At 47.5% G+C, this 18,588-nt stretch carries 15 protein-coding genes; 14 read left to right on the top strand and 1 reads right to left on the bottom strand.

What is annotated here, in order from left to right; translation table 11 throughout:
- The first annotated feature begins 487 nt into the window (after window positions 1-487).
- The 14 genes from murA (at window position 488) to MHH92_RS27440 (ending at window position 18,197) form a co-directional block, all read left to right on the top strand.
- Entirely contained in the window at window positions 488-1,834 is a 1,347-nt protein-coding gene (gene murA, locus MHH92_RS27505) for a UDP-N-acetylglucosamine 1-carboxyvinyltransferase (RefSeq protein ID WP_017691942.1), read from the top strand.
- Window positions 1,835-2,302: 468 nt separating this feature from the next.
- Entirely contained in the window at window positions 2,303-3,643 is a 1,341-nt protein-coding gene (gene spoIID / locus MHH92_RS27500; protein WP_340907237.1) for a stage II sporulation protein D, read from the top strand.
- Window positions 3,644-4,657: 1,014 nt separating this feature from the next.
- A complete protein-coding gene (locus MHH92_RS27495) occupies window positions 4,658-5,398 on the top strand; it encodes a M23 family metallopeptidase (RefSeq protein WP_340907236.1) in 741 nt (246 codons plus the stop codon).
- Between the two features lie 170 nt (window positions 5,399-5,568).
- Entirely contained in the window at window positions 5,569-5,856 is a 288-nt protein-coding gene (gene spoIIID / locus MHH92_RS27490; protein ID WP_024632710.1) for a sporulation transcriptional regulator SpoIIID, read from the top strand.
- Between the two features lie 219 nt (window positions 5,857-6,075).
- Complete coding sequence (locus tag MHH92_RS27485) at window positions 6,076-7,074, top strand: rod shape-determining protein (protein ID WP_036612542.1); 999 nt, start codon at window positions 6,076-6,078, stop codon at window positions 7,072-7,074.
- Window positions 7,075-7,176: 102 nt separating this feature from the next.
- The gene (locus tag MHH92_RS27480; RefSeq protein ID WP_105600129.1) at window positions 7,177-8,061 is read left to right on the top strand and encodes a flagellar hook-basal body protein; all 885 of its coding nucleotides are present in this window, start codon (window positions 7,177-7,179) and stop codon (window positions 8,059-8,061) included.
- A gap of 644 nt (window positions 8,062-8,705) precedes the next feature.
- Window positions 8,706-9,545, top strand: a complete 840-nt coding sequence (locus tag MHH92_RS27475) for a flagellar hook-basal body protein (RefSeq protein ID WP_076319216.1) — start codon at window positions 8,706-8,708, stop codon at window positions 9,543-9,545.
- Window positions 9,546-9,557: 12 nt separating this feature from the next.
- Window positions 9,558-9,782 (top strand): DNA-directed RNA polymerase subunit beta, encoded by a 225-nt coding sequence (locus MHH92_RS27470; RefSeq protein ID WP_017691949.1) that lies wholly within the window; start codon window positions 9,558-9,560, stop codon window positions 9,780-9,782.
- A gap of 487 nt (window positions 9,783-10,269) precedes the next feature.
- Window positions 10,270-10,701, top strand: a complete 432-nt coding sequence (fabZ, locus tag MHH92_RS27465; protein WP_036613058.1) for a 3-hydroxyacyl-ACP dehydratase FabZ — start codon at window positions 10,270-10,272, stop codon at window positions 10,699-10,701.
- A gap of 111 nt (window positions 10,702-10,812) precedes the next feature.
- Complete coding sequence (locus tag MHH92_RS27460; RefSeq protein WP_340907231.1) at window positions 10,813-12,534, top strand: phospho-sugar mutase; 1,722 nt, start codon at window positions 10,813-10,815, stop codon at window positions 12,532-12,534.
- Between the two features lie 217 nt (window positions 12,535-12,751).
- Complete coding sequence (locus MHH92_RS27455; RefSeq protein WP_340907230.1) at window positions 12,752-14,773, top strand: DUF5693 family protein; 2,022 nt, start codon at window positions 12,752-12,754, stop codon at window positions 14,771-14,773.
- Window positions 14,749-15,930, top strand: coding sequence for a polysaccharide pyruvyl transferase CsaB (gene csaB / locus MHH92_RS27450; RefSeq protein ID WP_340907229.1), 1,182 nt, complete (start codon window positions 14,749-14,751; stop codon window positions 15,928-15,930). Before MHH92_RS27455 ends, csaB begins: the two co-directional genes overlap by 25 nt.
- A gap of 7 nt (window positions 15,931-15,937) precedes the next feature.
- Window positions 15,938-16,699: a WecB/TagA/CpsF family glycosyltransferase gene (locus tag MHH92_RS27445; protein ID WP_076254027.1), complete on the top strand. Its 762-nt coding sequence runs from the start codon at window positions 15,938-15,940 to the stop codon at window positions 16,697-16,699.
- Between the two features lie 370 nt (window positions 16,700-17,069).
- Window positions 17,070-18,197: a glycosyltransferase family 4 protein gene (locus MHH92_RS27440; protein ID WP_036667762.1), complete on the top strand. Its 1,128-nt coding sequence runs from the start codon at window positions 17,070-17,072 to the stop codon at window positions 18,195-18,197.
- A gap of 140 nt (window positions 18,198-18,337) precedes the next feature.
- Here MHH92_RS27440 and MHH92_RS27435 read toward each other — a convergent pair whose 3' ends face one another.
- The gene (locus MHH92_RS27435) at window positions 18,338-18,586 is read right to left on the bottom strand and encodes a hypothetical protein (RefSeq protein ID WP_340907227.1); all 249 of its coding nucleotides are present in this window, start codon (window positions 18,584-18,586) and stop codon (window positions 18,338-18,340) included.
- Between the last annotated feature and the right edge of the window lie 2 nt (window positions 18,587-18,588).

Below are 18,588 nucleotides of genomic sequence, written 5' to 3'. Positions count from 1 at the left end.
TTCAAGCTGCTCATTGTCGAATAACATCGATTAATTGTGTTAACAATTAGAGTATGAGTTGTCGGTAAAGAAATTAAGAAAAAAATGTGACGTAAAATTGGATGAATTTGAGATGTTTTATGTAAAAATGCTTGTATCGTACAATTCAACAATGTTATGATGGAAGTTAGGGAATTCACAATTGTTCACTTATTTTGTAGTTATAAACGGGATATCCGGTTCATGCCGGCTAATAACCATCCCACTCTGTCTGTTCTGATGCTCTGCTGGCTTGTAAGAAACTGATTTTACATGCTGAATAGCAAGATGCACGGCACATGGTATCATTGATATGGATTATAAAAACCAATTCTTTTCTGAACAGACATCTGTGGCAATATGCCAGAATATGTCGAAATTCCACACACAGCAACAGTCCTTTCTAGCATAGTGGGGCTTACGTATTCCGGAATGAAGAAAAGGGAATAAAAGCGCGGAGGGAACCATGATGAGCAAATTTATCGTCCGCGGTGGCAAAAGGTTGACCGGAAGTGTCAAAGTTAGCGGCGCTAAAAATTCTGTTCTTCCGATCATCGCTGCCTCTCTCTTAGGGGAAGAAGGACAAAGCGTTATTATTGACGCGCCTCCTCTAGACGATGTGATGACGATTAACAAGGTGTTGGAATCGCTGGGAGCGGGAGTTACATACCGGGACGAAGTGATTACCGTAAATGCGGAGAAACTTACTTCCTGTGAAGCCCCGTATGAATGGGTAAGTAAAATGCGGGCGTCTTTCCTGGTCATGGGGCCTTTGTTGACTCGTATGGGTCATACAAGAATCTCACTTCCTGGTGGATGTGCCATCGGTACACGGCCTATTGATCAGCATTTGAAAGGTTTTGAAGCCATGGGCGCAGAGATCAGCTTGGGCCAAGGTTATATCGAAGCTCGTAGCCAAGGTCGGTTGCGTGGCGCGAAAATTTATCTGGATGTGGCTTCCGTAGGTGCCACTCAAAATATTATGATGGCTGCAACATTGGCCGAAGGTGTAACTGTTCTGGAGAACGCGGCAAAAGAACCTGAGATTGTGGATCTTGCCAACTTCCTGAATGGAATGGGTGCCATCGTACGTGGTGCTGGTACTGGAGTGATCCGCATCGAAGGTGTGGAGAAACTGACAGGCGTAACACACACCGTTATTCCGGATCGAGTAGAAGCTGGTACGTATATGGCTGCTGCTGCAATTTCGGGTGGTGACGTGTACATTGAAGGTGCAATCTCTGATCATTTAGGCTCCGTTATCGCGAAGCTTGAAGAGATGGGTGTTACAATCCAACCGGATGAGAATGGCGTGCGTGTAATCGCAGATCGCCCTCTTAAGGCTGTGGATGTGAAAACATTACCATACCCAGGATTCCCGACAGATATGCAATCCCAGATGATGGCACTTTTGCTTGCATCTGAAGGAACAAGTGTCGTGACAGAGACTGTTTTTGAAAACCGATTCATGCATGTGGATGAATTCCAATTGATGAATGCGGAGATCAAAGTTGAAGGACGTTCGTCCATCGTCACAGGTAATGCCAAACTGAAGGGTGCCAAAGTAACGGCTACCGATCTGCGTGCGGGTGCCGCACTCATTATTGCAGGTCTTGTTGCTGAAGGTACAACGGAAGTGGGCGGTGTTCATCACATCGACCGTGGCTATGTACATCTCGCTGAGAAGCTTAACGGACTTGGCGCTGACATCTATCGGATCTCGGTTGATGAGCCTAAGCTGGAAGCAACCAAAGCACCTAGTGAAAAAGTGGAGAAAGAAGTACCGATGTTTAAGGTGCAACCAACTTTGGCTTAACACTGGATTGAATAGAAAAAATATGGTCCCTCTATTATAAGTCACACGGTTGTGTGGATTATGAATGCGATGGAACGTAATTGTCAAAAATGATAAAGCTAAGCCATCTGGCTTGGCTTTTTTTGTGTTTACTTTTAAGAAGACAACGAGATATTTGATACCTGATTCTATTAATAGCTGGTCCTAACTTGTATAGCATAACATCGTATTCTGTATCGATTCTGAACCAAATGAAAGAGCGTACTTTATATGGGTGTCGGATCCAGCTAAACACCGGTATACAGCGACAGATCAACGTTTCTAAGATGTACATAGCAAAAGAAAATAAGAAATTGAACAGAACGAAAAGGGCCTCGTTTCTCTCAAATCAGGTTCTATCAGATCAAGCCAGCTCATAACCTAAACTATGGATTTGATACAACACGACCGGCACATGACCGGCCATAGATAACGGAGGGTTATATTCGAATGAAAGAAGCTCGTGTACAGGTAAAGGTACCCCTTGTCCCTCGTCCAGGTATGCAAGAGCCGGAGGGAAATACCGTTTCTGGAGTGGAAAAAGACAAGCCTGCCCCATTGAACCTGAGGACTGTTCCATCACAGCCTGCAAGATTATCCAATCCAGGACGGGTGTCGGCAGATGAACTGAACCGAAAGACAACCGAGCATATTCATATACCTGTTATTGAGCTGGACCAGTTCCGCCGAGTGAAGCGTCGCCGAATGCGGACATTTGGACGAAAACCCCGATGGGGACGTAATACGACGCGATGGCAACCCGCTGCCGCTGTATCTGCCTTATTGGCGATGGCGCTGCTGATTCCGGTAATTCTGGTATGGCCGCGGACAAGCGAATCACCAAAGCCGATCCCTGCTCCAACAGATTCAAGCAGTACAAGAACCCCAGCTCCTGCGCCAGCCGTTCCTGTTACGTACCCTGAACCTAAAGTGCGCGTATACCTGTCTGCAACGGGCACAACGATGAATCTGCCATTGGAAGACTATGTTACCGGGGTGGTGGCAGCTGAGATGCCTGCGGAATTCAGACTGGAGGCGTTAAAGGCGCAGGCAATAGCAGCTCGTACATTTATCGTGCGTAGGTTAGCTGCGAGTGATACAAGCGGTGTTCCATCAGGTGCGGCGGATGTGACGGATACGGTCAGCCATCAGGTGTTTATTCCGCCAGATCAGGTGGAATCGGATTGGACGCGTCTAGGGAAGGCTAAGGAATGGGAGAAGCTGCAACAGGCTGTACGCGAAAGTCGAGATACGGTGATGACATATCAGGGCAAGGCAATCACCGCATCCTTTTTTTCCACAAGTAATGGATATACCGAGAATGCGGAGGATGTATGGGGAAACGCTGTGCCGTATCTGCAAAGTGTAGACAGTCCGTGGGACAAAAACCTGGCACCAGGATTCAAGCAGACCGTCACCATGAAGCGTAACGAGATTCTGCAAAAGTTAAACTTGGATGCCATTCCGGTTACCGCCCAGAAGGGTGGATCGTGGATGGAAGTATTGTCTACAACCAAAGGACATCGGATTAAGGAAATGCAGATCGCGGGTGAGACATTCAGCGGACCCGAGGTTCGTAAACTGCTTGGATTAAGATCCAGCCAGTTCAGTTGGAAGACCACAGGTGACGAAATCCAGATTACAACGTACGGTTACGGTCATGGGGTTGGCATGAGCCAATGGGGAGCAAACGGCATGGCGCAGGAGGGACACACGGCCACCCAAATTCTCAAACACTACTATACCGGCATTTCATTCGGACAGGCATCCAAGATGCTCGCATCGAAGTAGGAGAGATGAACACGGATAAAGAAAAATAATTCGATTGGGTAGGGAATGTGTGCAAAAGTATGGGAATGAGAGCGGTTTAGGTTTGGAACTCATCAGACTTCCCATATACCAGTCGTGCTAACGAATCTGAGAGAACTTATCAGGCGTTATCACAACGAATTGAAAATCTAACGAATCTCAGACGCGTTATATCACGATATACCACCGAATTTGAGCCATAATAGCGCCCATGAGAGTAATTAGCGTGTCTAGGGTTCGTTAGAATTCCTAAGCCACGATTTCCCCGCCAATAAGGCCGTCTGAGTTCGTTAGAAATATTTTATTATCTAATCATTAGCAAAATTGAGGGTACTGCCATTCACTACATGCTCATTCGCAATAAGTAGCCGAGCCAAAAATAAAATCAGAACGTTGAAATCAAGTTTCCAAACCCTAAGGTTAAAAAATTGATTTATGTTCCCTGTCTACCGAGCAACTTCTAACTATACTGTAACCAATCATGATTCAGCTTCTTTTAAATCTAAATGTTGTATTGAACAGTTATTATTGATGTGGCATCGCCAATCTCTAATCTCACTTTAACGAACCTAGAGCACCTTACATCTGTATTATCCAGTCACATCCTATATCATTTCGCTCTCACCGATAAATGCACTTCATAGAAGGATTGGCCTCTACAGCCAATCCGGACCAGTCTACCAACACCCATTCCGGAGCTTTCGAGATTTGGCTATATATGCGGAGAGTGCTAGCCGTATGGGGAGCGCAGGGGACAGAAAAGACCTGTAGAAGCGAAGCGGCCGCCTTTATCACCGGATTTCTCCTTTGGGAGAAATAATCAGGAAATCCGGGGATAACAGCTGGTCGAAAGGTTTTCTGGCCCCGAAGCGGCGCACGCACTAACCACTCACCCCCCACATATATAGCACTCTCTGAAACCTCCGTGAAAATAATTAGAGTCGCGCGTGTATAAAAGAGTTGCACCCGGTAACACTTGTTACTGAGGTGATTAACATGAATGAACAAAACAAAAAAACAAACCAAGAAGAAACTCCTAAAACAACTCAAGGAGTACCGGCTAGTCAGCCCTCTTCATGGAAAAGAGCAATGTCCAAACGCTGGGTCTTCCCGGCAGCCTACATCGCAGCAGCAGGCATTATACTAACCTTAGTGTGGGTCTATCAGGGCACAGGCGACAAAACGCTAAACTCGGACCCTGCTAGCGGGGTAGTAGAAACAGGCGCATCGGCGGGTACAGAAGGAACAGCAGTAGGTGGAGAAGAAGAAAGTGTGGAAGTTGTTGCAAAGTCGGAGGATTTTGTATGGCCGGTAGCGGTACCGTCCGAAATTTCGGTAGTGAAACCTTTCTATGATAGCGAAGCTTCAACCGAGGAACATGAAGCGGCAATGGTGCAGTACAATGATACATTCATCCCGAACACGGGTGTGGATCTGGCACGTGGGGATAACAAAACGTTTGAAGTCAAAGCAGCACTCGCCGGTAAAGTTACCCGGGTTGAGCAAAATCCGCTCACAGGTCAAGTTGTGGAAATCACACATAGCGATAACCTGAAGACGGTGTACCAAAGCTTGGCAGACGTCAAAGTGAAACAGGACGACGAAGTGAAACAGGGAGATGCGATTGCATCCGCTGGCGTCAATGAATTGGGTAAAACGCTTGGCAACCATCTTCACTTTGAAGTGTACGAAGACGGACAGCCAGTTAACCCGCAAGGATATCTTCCGGAAAAATAAATGAATTTTACCGCAGCAACATGACGGGCAGGGGGTTAAACCTCTGCTCTTTTTGTGCTTTTCAGAAAATAATGGGACCTTCGAAGCTTGTCACACCTCTAAACCGCGAATATATAGGCATGCTCCTCATATAATGTACCAAACTATCCACACAGTAGGGAGGCGGGAGCGTGCACGATTACATCAAGGAACGGACCATCAAAATTGGTCGCTGCATTGTTGAGACGAGGAATACGGTCCGTACCATAGCCAAAGAATTCGGCGTGTCAAAGAGTACTGTGCATAAGGATCTGACGGAGCGTCTGCCGGAAATCAACCCTGATCTTGCTGACCAGGTGAAACACATTTTGGAGTATCACAAGTCGATCCGCCATTTGCGGGGCGGTGAAGCGACCAAAATTAAATACAAAAAAACGAGTGGCAAGAAACGTGAGGTGTTGGCTTCCGCCAAATCGTAAGCATCTTCACAAAGACGTAGGCCAAAAAGCTCACACATGCATTGAATCCCTCCCCTGAAGTATGATATGTTAAATGCTGGTACAGGATCGAATTATGACATCTTATCAGCCCGATTTTTACATATATATGTTGCACTTTGTCGAACGAGCGGTGACGTGATAAGGGACTCTTTTTCACAGGATACGCTGACCAAATAATATCACTTTGGGGGCTCTTTTATGTTTAGCAAGGATATCGGTATTGATCTTGGCACGGCCAACGTGCTTATTCACGTGAAAGGAAGTGGGGTTGTCCTCGATGAACCTTCCGTCGTGACCATTGAAAGAGATACGAAGCGTGTCCTTGCTGTTGGGGAAGAAGCGCGTCGTATGGTGGGGCGTACTCCAGGTAACATTGTTGCCATTAGACCGCTGCGTGACGGCGTTATTGCGGACTTCGAGATTACAGAAGCGATGCTCAGACATTTCATTAATCGTGTGGGTGCAAGAAGCTGGTACAGCCACCCTCGAATTCTGATCTGTGCACCAACGAACATTACTTCCGTGGAGCAGAAGGCCATCCGTGAGGCGGCAGAACGCAGCGGTGCCAAAGAAGTGTTTCTGGAAGAAGAGCCGAAAGCGGCAGCGATCGGTGCGGGAATGGATATTTTTCAGCCGAGCGGCAATATGGTCGTGGATATCGGCGGCGGTACGACTGACGTTGCAGTCCTTTCTATGGGCGACGTGGTCACCGCCTCTTCTATTAAAGTCGCAGGGGACAAGTTCGACGAAGCCATTATCAAGTTTATCAAAGCCAAGTACAAGCTCATGATCGGTGAACGGACCGCTGAAGATATCAAAATTGCGATTGGTACCGTACATCCGGGTGGACATCAAACAGAGATGGACATTCGCGGACGCGATATGGTATCCGGCCTTCCTGTTACCGTAACGATATCGGGAAATGAAGTACAGGAAGCACTTTGGGATTCCGTGCAATCCATCATCGTGGCAGCCAAATCGGTATTGGAACGTACACCGCCTGAATTGTCAGCGGACATTATCGACCGTGGTGTTGTATTGACTGGCGGAGGTGCGTTGCTGAACGGACTGGACGAGCTTTTGTCCAATGAATTGCATGTACCGGTATGGGTTGCGGAAGATCCGATGCACTGTGTCGTGAAGGGGACAGGCATAATGCTTAATAATTTGGATCAGGTGGTTAAGAAAAAGTTCTAATCTGCCGATATAAATAGCAAAGGTTCGCCACGCTCGGAAAGCAGAACGGACAAGCAGCCAACCTGTGATGCAGGTCAAGCGCTTGAGGAGAGGGGTTAATTCATGTTAAGAGGTCTGTACACCGCTACTGCGGGAATGATTACGCAACAACGCCGCCATGACACAGCAACACAGAATATCGTAAATATGAACACCACGGGATATAAACAGGTGAACAGCGTAAGCCGTTCCTTCCCGGAAATGCTCATTACTTTGGTAGGCGGAGATGCAAATCTTCCAACAAAGCGGCTGGGCAAGCTGAACACGGGGGTGTTCGCGGAAGAGAGTTTGTCCATGAATTTGCAGGGGACCATTATGGAGACTGGGCAGAAAAACGATTTTTCCATTTCATCCAATATGACTGTCAATGATCCGCAGACTGGACAACCTGTCCCGTTTGACGCATCAGGCAAATTTGTACGGGCCGACGGCACGGTGACTTACCAGCCCCAGGCGTATTTTACAGTTCAGGATGCAGAAGGTAACACCGGATATACACGCGATGGTCACTTCGAGATCACTGGAACGGGACAATTGCTGAGTTCAACAGGTTCACAAGTGTTGGATAATAATGGACAACCTGTAGTGTTGACAGGTTCCGTAGAGCAATTTAAAGTGGATGAGCAAGGCCGTTTGGTAGATGCAGCAACGGGTGCACCGACAGGGGTTACTCTTGGCATTAGTGTCATTGACCAACCGAATCAACTGGTTCGTCAAGGTAATGGCAATTTCAGTCTCAGCGATGCAAACGGGGCAACGTCCCGGATGATGGCTGCTGGTGATAATGTGCAGATCCGTCAGGGATACCTGGAAGGTTCCAATGTGGATGCCTCACAGGCAACGGTTGATATGAACGCCGCATTCCGGGCGTATGAAGCAAACCAGAAGATCGTACAATTCTACGACCGCAGTCTGGATAAAGCCGTCAATGAAGTCGGGCGTGTATAACGCCGACGTTTAAATATAACCGCGCAGCGGAGAGCCAAACGCCCTTTGCGTAGCAAAGCAGAGAGGCTCACGCGAAGCGCAAGAGCCTAGACGTAGCCGAGCCTATGCGAGGATTGCGCAGCAGTACCTGAGCGCAGCGACGGTCTCGACAGCCCTTTGCGAAGCAAAGCAAGGAAGAGACCACGCGGAGCGCTAGAACCTAAACGCATCCGAGCCTACGCGAGGAATGCGTAGCAGTACCTGAGCGCAGCGATGGTCTCGACAGCCCTTTGCGTAGCAAAGCAGAGAGGCTCACGCGAAGCGCAAGAGCCTAGACGCAGCCGAGCCTATGCGAGGAATGCGTGGCAGTACCTGAGCGTAGCGACGGTCTCGACAGTCCTTTGCGGAGCAAAGCAGGGAAGAGACCACGCGGAGCTACACGCAGCATAAAGAGCGTGCCGTGCTATGATTCAGCCATGTGAAACTATGGCGGGAATCATAGCACGGCAGTCGCGGCGAACACACACCACTGTCACTTAGCAAGATCGTACCCCACTTACCTAATCCGCCTGTTTCGGGAGTCCAGAGGGCAGCGCCATCTGGGGCCCTCCCTACTAGGGAGGGTTTGGGAGGGTGGACAGGACACAAGGGAGGGTATACCACCAATGAATAATTCCATGATTAGTGCCAAGGTTTCCATGACTGCCATACAGCAGCGTCTGGATGTCATTTCCGATAATATTGCCAACGTGAATACGGCAGGCTATAAGAGCAAGCAGGCGGCATTCGAGGATGTGCTGACCCGGGTTCAACAACAACCGGACAAGTACAAACTGGATGGACGTTCCACACCGATGGGATATAACCTCGGTTTTGGTGCTCGTTTGGCAGATGTAACGAAGGATATGTCTCAAGGCCCCTTGAACGAGACTGGTCTTCCGACCGATCTGGCCATTGAAGGAAATGCGATGTTTGCAGTTGAAGCGAATGGGGAGAAAATGTGGACACGTCAGGGTGCATTTCATTTTGTACCTGATACAAGACCTAAGCCTACTCCGAATTCACCTGATATGATGGTGATGGTCAATGGCGAAGGCCACTTTGCCCTGGATCGTCAAGGCAATCGTATTACGGCACCGAATAATAGCAAAGTTGCTTTTGATGAAAATGGCAACCTGTTAATCCGACGTGGTAATGCGGCCAACGCAACCATTGGAGCACAGCTGCAAGTGGTAGACATTGAACGTCCTGAGGGGCTGGTGCAGTTTGCGGATAACCTGTTTGGTCTGGATGCGGGATTAACCGAAGATGATGTATTTGGCGCTAATGCAGCTACACGTCAAGCAGCTGCCTTGATCCGTCCAGGATTCCTGGAGCAATCTAATGTTGATCTAACACAGGAGATGTCTTTGCTTATGCAAGGACAGCGGACATATCAGCTGGCGGCGAAGGCGCTAACTTCAAGTGATTCCATGTTGGGTCTTGCCAACAATATGAGAGCGTAAAAGGTGAATGTGATGACAGAAACACAGCAGCAAAACAGTAAGCCGGAGAAAAAGGAAGTCAAGAAGAAGAAGAGTGGATGGCGCATCGCAAGATGGTTCCTGGTTCCGGTCCTGCTTGTTCTTGCCCTCGCTGGCGGAATGGTAGCTGGATATGTGGTACTGGGCAAACAGGATATCGGTTCCGTATGGCAATGGAGTACATGGGAACATGTATATAATCTGGTATTCGCTCCATAATGTAACGAGTTAAGCGAAAACTCCTGCGCAGGCAGGAGTTTTCTTTTTGACGTTGAAAACAGTATAATGATGGATGACGTTTGACGTCACAAAAGAGGCCTCCCCTGCGAAAGACATTCGTCATCGCGAAGAGAGACCCCTTATCTTAACCTTCACTACTGCAGTCATGAAGGATATAACTAGTGTTAACCGAAAATATGCTTTCCATACAAAATTTAAAATTAAAAACCTTTTATATGAGCTTCGACTTGATCATAATCAGGTTTTTCATGTCCGCACTAAAGTCAGTGAAGGGAACGGAATCGTTCGAAAGAAGTGAAGCGCTCGCCTTTGTTTCCTAATGTTATCCATCTGAAAAATAGTTCAGAAACATTAGGAAACAACAGCGATCGAAAGAACGATCCGTAACCGTAACGGTCACCTATGCGCATATGAAAAATCCATGATGAAGAACGCTCATATAAACATCCCGAGAGGAGATTACACTGTGCTCGATATCAAACAGATTCAAGAAATCATCCCGCACCGCCCCCCGTTTCTGCTGGTGGACAAGATTCTAGAGATTGAGGATGGCAAACGTGCCGTTGGTTTGAAAAACGTAACCATTAACGAACCTTTCTTCATTGGTCATTTCCCAGAGTATCCGGTAATGCCGGGTGTACTGATTACAGAAGCGCTGGCGCAAGTTGGTGCAGTAGCCATTCTGAATTTGGAAGGCAACAAAGGAAAAATCGGCTTTTTGGCGGGACTGGACAACTTCCGATTCCGTGGACAAGTTGTGCCCGGAGATACGTTGATTCTGGAAGTGGAGATTACACGTCTGAAGGGTTCTATTGGTAAAGGTAAAGCAACTGCCCGAGTGAACGACAAAGTGGTCGCTGAAGGCGAGATCATGTTTGCACTGTCTGACCCAAGCTGATTACATACGTGAGCATTTACATCATGTAGGAACGTAGACGGACCGAATGATGCAAGATGCTGAAGTAACTCAGCACACCTGAATTTATATAGACGGAAGGGGTTTATCGGAATGGAACAGTTAAGCACAGCAGCAGCAGAGACGTTGCAGCAATGGTTGGAGGATGCTTCGATTGATGAAGCAACGAAACAGGAGCTTCGTGACTTGCAGGATCAGCCGAAAGAGCTGGAGGAACGTTTTTACAGAAACCTGGAGTTTGGTACAGGGGGATTGCGCGGAGTCATTGGTGCCGGAAGCAACCGGATGAACCGTTACACCGTAGGTCGGGCAACGCAAGGATTTGCGCGTTATTTGCTTGAGCAACATGGTGACGAAGAAGGCAAACCTTCTGTTGTCATTGCTCATGATTCCCGCCATTTTTCACCTGAATTCACACTGGATGCTGCGCTTGTACTGGCTGGAAACGGCATTGTAGCCAAGCTGTTCCCATCCCTGCGTTCAACTCCTGAGCTGTCATTCGCAGTGCGTCATCAGAAGGCAACTGGAGGGATCGTTGTAACAGCGAGCCATAACCCACCGGAATATAACGGCTACAAAGTATACAATCATGAGGGCGGTCAATTGGTACCGGATGAAGCGGAAAAAGTCATTCAGTACATCCAGGAAGTGCCTTCCCTTGCTGACGTGAAAAAGCTGACGCAAGAAGAAGCAGAAGCTCAAGGACTCCTGATCTGGTTGGGTGAAGACCAAGACCAAGCGTTTGTGGATACCGTAGCGAGCCGCAGTCTGAGCCGCGAACTGATTCAATCCGGCATAGGCCGTGATTTCAAGATCGTTTATACACCGCTTCACGGAACAGGTAACATCCCTGTACGTCGCGTGCTGGAGCAGATCGGATTCGAGCAAGTGCACATTGTAGCTGAACAAGAACAGCCGGATGCTGAGTTCTCTACCGTGAAATCCCCTAACCCGGAAGAACGCGAAGCGTTTACGCTTGCAATGAAGCTGGGAGAATCCGTAGGCGCTGACATTCTGATCGGAACAGATCCGGATGCAGACCGTATGGGTGCTGTCGTGAAAGACAATGATGGCAAATATTTCGTCTTGTCCGGTAACCAGTCTGGTGCCATTATGGTACATTACCTGCTCAGTCGCCTGCAAGAGACGGGTACATTGCCAAGCAACGGTGCGGTTGTCAAAACAATCGTAACAAGTGAGATGGGTGCTGTTATTGCCGAACATTACGGTGCAGAAGTGATGAACACACTGACGGGCTTCAAATATATTGGTGAAAAAATGAACCAGTTCGAAGCAACAGGCAGTCATACATTCTTGTTCGGATATGAAGAGAGTTATGGCTACCTTTCCGGTAACTATGCCCGTGACAAGGATGCTGTCCTTGCCTCGATGCTGATTGCTGAAGCAGCTGCGTATTATAAGAGCCAAGGCAAGACGTTGTATGATGTCTTGCAAGAGCTGTACAACCAATTCGGATATTTCTTGGAGAAGCTGGAGTCCCGTACGCTGAAAGGCAAAGACGGCGTGGCTCAGATTCAAGCCAAAATGACGGACTGGCGTTCCAATCCGCCACAAGAAGTAGCGGGAATTGCTGTACAAGATGTACTGGACTACTCCCTTGGTCTGGACGGTCTTCCGAAGGCGGACGTACTGAAGTTCATTTTGGCAGACGGTTCATGGTTCTGCTTGCGCCCTTCAGGAACAGAACCGAAGATCAAAGTATACTTCGCCGTGCGTGGAGAGAATTTGGAAGATGCGGAAAGCTGGATCGAGCGTCTGGTGACTACAGTGATGTCGCGTGTAGACGCACAATAATACGAATGCAACAATGAGCAAGAACATGAGAAGGCCTCTCCGCACCGTAAGGTTGGTTGGCGGAGGGGTTTTTCTTTGAAATAAAAGTGTAGATGGTTCTAGCATATAAGAGGGCTTGTTGACACAAGCTGTTTGTAACCTATTGTATAAATGTTAAATGAACGAATTACTTGAGCTGAACGTGCATTTGGTTCCAACACTTGAGGAGGTACATGTAGTGCGTCAAAAATGGCTTTATTGGAATAACGCTTCTCGGAAGTGGTTGTGGCTCGTCGTTATCATCGGTCTGGTCGCGTCCATCCCTGTAATCAGTGATCGGGTGCAGACAGAATCTTCTGCCAAAAAGGTGGAACTTGTTTTCAACTATCGAGGACTGCTGGATATCTCAGCGTATCAGGCACATCCGCAAGATTTCATGAATGAACAATTGACTCGTCTAAAAGACGCAGGCGTAACAACGATGGCTGTGTTCGAAAGTACATTGGACGAGCTGAGAAAGACACGCCGACTAATGGTATATAACGGCCAGGATCTCGCGAACCTGACCAAAGATGTGATCCCTTCTAATGCAAATTACACGTATGTGTTATTTACATCGGAGGAAAACGCACAGACGTATACCCCTATTATTGAACAAACGTTCGCTGATCGGCAGATTCCGGTAGTACCATGGGAATATGAAGGTCGTAGCGGCTTAATATTGCAGACTCCTCCGGAGAATGCCAACATGCAGCCTTTGCAGCCCGATCCGGTTGCCGTGAAGATGCTGCGTGATAAAGGTTTCTACATTTTGCCGCGGATCTCGGACAGTGTGCCATACAGCCAGGAATCGATGGAGCGCTTGCTTACCTTCTTCGAAGAGAATGGCGTAAAGCGCATCTTGTTTGATGGTGATGCTGTGAAAGGGTACAATGATAATGAAGAGATGAAAAGTCTCGACCAATTCGCACAGTTGCTGAACAAGCACAATATTGGTCTTGCAGCCATCGAGAACTTGAAGAAACCACAGTCTGGTTTCCAGACTCTTGCGTATAAAACGGATTACAACGTTACGCGTCTGTACTCGCTTAGTGATGGAGATGCCAATCTGGACGTAGATACGATTGCTGACCGTTTTGTTCTCGCAACCAAGGATCGCAACATTCGTATGCTCTATATGAATGCATCACCAAGCCGGAATACAGCAAAGGCCATGATTACAGATCCAATTGAGAATCTGATCAACAGCCTCGGTGAGCCGGGTCATGCCGTAGAACGCATGGCGAAGCATGGATTCGAGCTAGGACAAGCTGAAGCATTTACAGTTAAGGATTCTTCGATTCAGCGTTATGCCAAGCTGGTTGCTCTTGTTGGTGCAATTGCCATGATTGCACTTATGGTTTCTTATTTTATCCCACTACTGACCTTGATCGCATTTGTGGTTACTTTGGTGGGCAGTGCAGGATTGTTCCTTTTGAAACCAACGCTGCTGGAACAAGGAATTGCCTTGCTTGTGGCAATCGCCGCGCCGACCATAGCGATGGTGCTGGCCGTTCGTACAGTGAACTATCAGCAACAGCGTCAACCAGACGCATCCGCGGGTCGTCGTTTGAAACAGACATTAGTTTTATATGTAAGAACGTCAATTCTGTCGTTCCTGGCGGTACCTTTTGTCATCGCATTGCTTAACAGCATTACGTACAGTCTGGTGATTAACCAGTTCCGCGGCGTGAGTCTGTTGCACTTTGCACCGATGGCACTGGTAGCGATCTATATTGTGTTTTATCGTGGTTCGGGTTCGTTCTCTATTAAGAAAATTAAAGAAATGCTTCGTATGCCAATTAATGTGTTAATGGTTGTTTTGGCACTTGTTGCTGCCGTTGTTGGATACTATTATTTGAGCCGTACAGGCAACTCGGGTTCAGTAACACCATTAGAGATGTTCCTTCGTACCACGTTGGAAGATACGTTCGGTGTACGTCCGAGATTCAAAGAATTTATGCTGGGACACCCGCTATTTATCGTTGGCGTGTTCGCCGCTTTAAAATATCGTAAAGTCATCTTTGTGCTCATTATTGCAGCGATTGGACAGTTGTCCATGGTGGATACGTTCGCGCATATCCATACGCCGGCTGTATTGTCACTCATTCGTGGAGTGATGGGATTGGGACTTGGCTTAATCTTCGGTATCATTGCTGTGGGTGTGTGGCAAGTAGCGGAAGGATGTTGGAAAAAATGGTCACCACTTCTCAAAAGTTAGTCATCTCGGGGTATTACGGATTCCGCAATAGCGGAGACGAAGCGGTGCTAAAGTCGATTTTGACAGCGCTGGAAGAGGAAAGCCAAAGGTCGAACATAACGATTGAACCTATTGTTCTCTCGGGTGATCCCGAGTCGACAACTGCCATGTACGGTGTGCGTTCCGTGCATCGTATGAAATTGAAGGAAGTCCGTGAAGCACTCAAGGAGAGCGACGGGTTAATTAGTGGCGGAGGAAGCCTATTGCAGGATGCAACTGGACTGAAATCCATTCCTTATTATCTGGGTGTAATCAAGCTGGCCCAGTGGCTGAAAAAACCAACGTTTATCTATGCACAGGGGATTGGCCCAGTGAATCGTAAAATTTTCAATCCGATGATCAAATCGGTCTTCAAGGCCTGTACCTATGTATCCGTTCGGGATGAACAATCTGCAGATTACCTGCGTGGGCTCGGGTTACAGTGGAATCAGATCCATGTTGTACCCGACCCCGTAATGGGTTTGCCATTACCTGAAACAAAAGTTGAGAGGGGCGTAGGTGCTGTCTCAGCAAATGCTGCTACTCAAGCTAATCGAGTGGAACCTTCAACTGGAGGACATACCAAGCTTCCTGTGATCGGCGTATCGGTACGTTTCTGGGAGTCAGACCGGAAGGAACTTACGGCTATTGCCGCCGGATTGAAAAAGCTGTGCTCCAAAAGAGCGGTGCACCTGCGTTTTCTGCCATTTCATCTGCCAGTGGATGAACAGGCATCACGATTCCTTATGGAAATGCTCGGTGATGTGACCAGCAAAGGCAGCGAGATTAGTATCACAGAAGATCTGACCGACCCTCAGCTTATGCTGGAGGAAGTCAGCAAGTGTGATCTCGTCATCGGTATGCGTCTGCACAGTCTGATCTATGCAGCTTCGCAATATGTGCCTCCGGTGGGTATCTCGTATGATCCGAAAATTGATCAATTCCTGCTTCGTCTGGACAGTGAACCAGCAGGAAATACGGATACACTCGATGGAGATAAACTCGCCAAGACTGTTGTTGGACTGCTGGATCAACGTTCACAGTGGTTGAAGGAACATGAAGAAGGCATCACCCAACTGAAGCAGGAAGCCAGAGTGCCTGCACAGCAGATTATTAACTATTTAGGCCGCAAAGGATGAGATAAAGATGAGTCAGACCGGATCAATACCTACCGTTTCGATCTACGGCATTCCTTTTTCCAAACTGACGATGAAAGAAACGGTAAAGGTTCTCCAGGAAGCTGTGCTGTCCAAGCAGACACCACATCAGGTCATTACAGCCAATCCCATTATGGTTATGGCCGCATTGGAAAATCCCGCAATTATGGAAGTTATGCAAGCTGCGGAATTGATTGTTCCTGATGGAACAGGTGTCGTATGGGCTGCAAACTATTGTGGAGATCCTGTAGCTGAGCGAGTGCCGGGTTTTGAGCTTTTACATGAATTGCTGCGTGTTGGAGAAAACTATCGATGGGGCGTATATCTGCTTGGTTCCACCCCTGAGGTGATTCAAGAAACGGCAGTTCGGTTACAACAGCAATATCCGGCGATTCGAATTGTGGGTTATCGCGACGGTTATTTTGGTCCGGCTGAGGATGAACAGGTCATCGCTTCCATTCGGGAAGCGGCACCTGATCTGTTGTTTGTAGCACGTGGGGCGGACACACAAGAACCGTGGATTCACAAGCACAAAGATGCACTGCAGGTTCCCGTAACCATGGGCGTTGGCGGAAGCTTTGATGTGATTTCGGGTAAAACCAAACGTGCGCCTGTCCTGTTCCAAAAGTTAAGACTGGAGTGGTTCTATCGCTTATTGCGTGAACCAAGCCGGGCTGGCCGGATGCTTGCGCTTCCGAAATTCGCTGTTAAGGTGATGCGTGACAAAGAAAACGTGACGAAAGTCCGTTAAAAACAGGTAATTGCGAGATAAATGCGTGTTTTTGCTAGAAATTGAGGATGGCTTTTCGGGTGTGATGAGCGTATAATTCATTCCGGATTACATGTGTGCCACTCATGAAAACAGAAGCGTTACACTTGGCACTACGATTGCAAGGCACCTGTCGATCGCCGTTATCCCCAGATTTCTTTTTATCCTTTTCCAAAGGATGAAATCCGGTGATAAATGCGAACGTTACACTTCTCTAGTTTTCCTTGCACTCTCCGTTATCGTGTAACAAAATTTTTCATCAAAAGTGACTAACAAATAATTTTATATATAAAAAGAGATCAGGGGATTTATAATTTCGTACAGGTATTATAATTGGGGGTCGAATGTTCAAATGGTAGCGATCTTTATCATTGGATTTATCGTGTCAATGGGACTGGCTCTTGCCCTGACACCACTTGTCAAAAAGTTCGCAGTCCGCATTGGCGCAATGGATACGCCGAATGCACGTAAAGTACACACACGGATCATGCCTCGTCTTGGTGGTCTGGGGATATTCCTGGCCTTTATTATTACAGTTGCTGCATTGCTTCCGTTTGTATCGGCATGGTTCACGACTCGGGATATGAGTTTTGTCAGCGCGTTTCTGATTGGTGGAACAATTATCGTGCTGATCGGAGCACTCGATGATCGGTTTGAACTGTCAGCCAAAGTGAAGTTGCTTGGTCAGATCGTTGCTGCTTCTGTCGTTGTATTCGGATTTAATATCCGGGTAGATTTCGTTAACATTCCGTTTCAGGATTCCTACTCTTCACTGGAAGCCTGGGTATCCATTCCGCTGACGATCTTCTGGATTGTTGGTGTAACGAATGCGATTAACCTGATTGATGGTCTGGATGGTCTGGCAGCCGGTGTATCTGGTATTGCAATTGGTACCATTGCCGTGATGTCCTTCCTGATGGGTAACATGATGATTGCCTTGATGTGCCTTGTGTTGCTGGGTAGTATTATCGGATTCCTCTTCTTCAACTTCCACCCGGCTAAGATCTTCATGGGGGATACCGGATCACTATTCCTTGGTTTCTCTCTGGCGATGCTGTCCATGCTGGGATTCAAACAAATTGCTATCGTGTCCTTTATTACACCGCTGATCATTATCGGTGTGCCGCTCTCGGATACCTTCTTCGCGATTATCCGTCGTGCGGTACAACGGAAACCGATTTTCGCACCGGACAAAGGTCACCTGCATCACTGCTTGCGTGAACTTGGATTCAGTCACCGTCAGACGGTACTGATCATTTATGGAATTGCCGCATTCTTCGGAGTTCTGGCCATTATCCAATCTTCCGCTGCCATGTTCGAAGCGAACTGGGTAACGTTTGTGGTCATCTGTATCATGATGTTCTTCCTCCAGGTGGGGGCAGAAGTTATCGGGCTTGTTAGCAAGACGAGAAGACCGGTTATCAACTTCCTGATGCGCATGCGCGTCAAGCTGAATCCGGAGACCCGTTCGAAATCATAAATAGATAAATGTAATGGTTACAGCTATTTTTGAATATTATTCCAGACCCAACCTTATCCCTTGTGGATAAGGTTTTTTGTTTATTTTGAGATTTTTACTAAATAATTGGAACCTTTTGCCGATATATAAAGGTAACTGACTTAAAAAGAGGAGAGATGATATTTAATGCAACAAAAGAAACGGCCGTTGGTCTGGATCATGTTGGTCACCATGGTGTTCTCATTGTTCCCACAAGGTCTATTCGGTGGTTCCGTTGCTTCGGCAGCTGACGCATTTTCCACATACTTCACACCTTCGGACCAAACCATTCGGGAGAGCTCCAGACTCTCGCTAACTTTTGATCCATCGAAGGATAATTCCAATTTCCTGTCCCGAGATTTGGTGTACAAGA

It is taken from the genome of Paenibacillus sp. FSL M7-1414 (assembly GCF_038003195.1).
Classification (GTDB): Bacteria; Bacillota; Bacilli; order Paenibacillales; family Paenibacillaceae; genus Paenibacillus; species Paenibacillus amylolyticus.
This window is presented reverse-complemented; position numbering and strand designations above follow the sequence as displayed.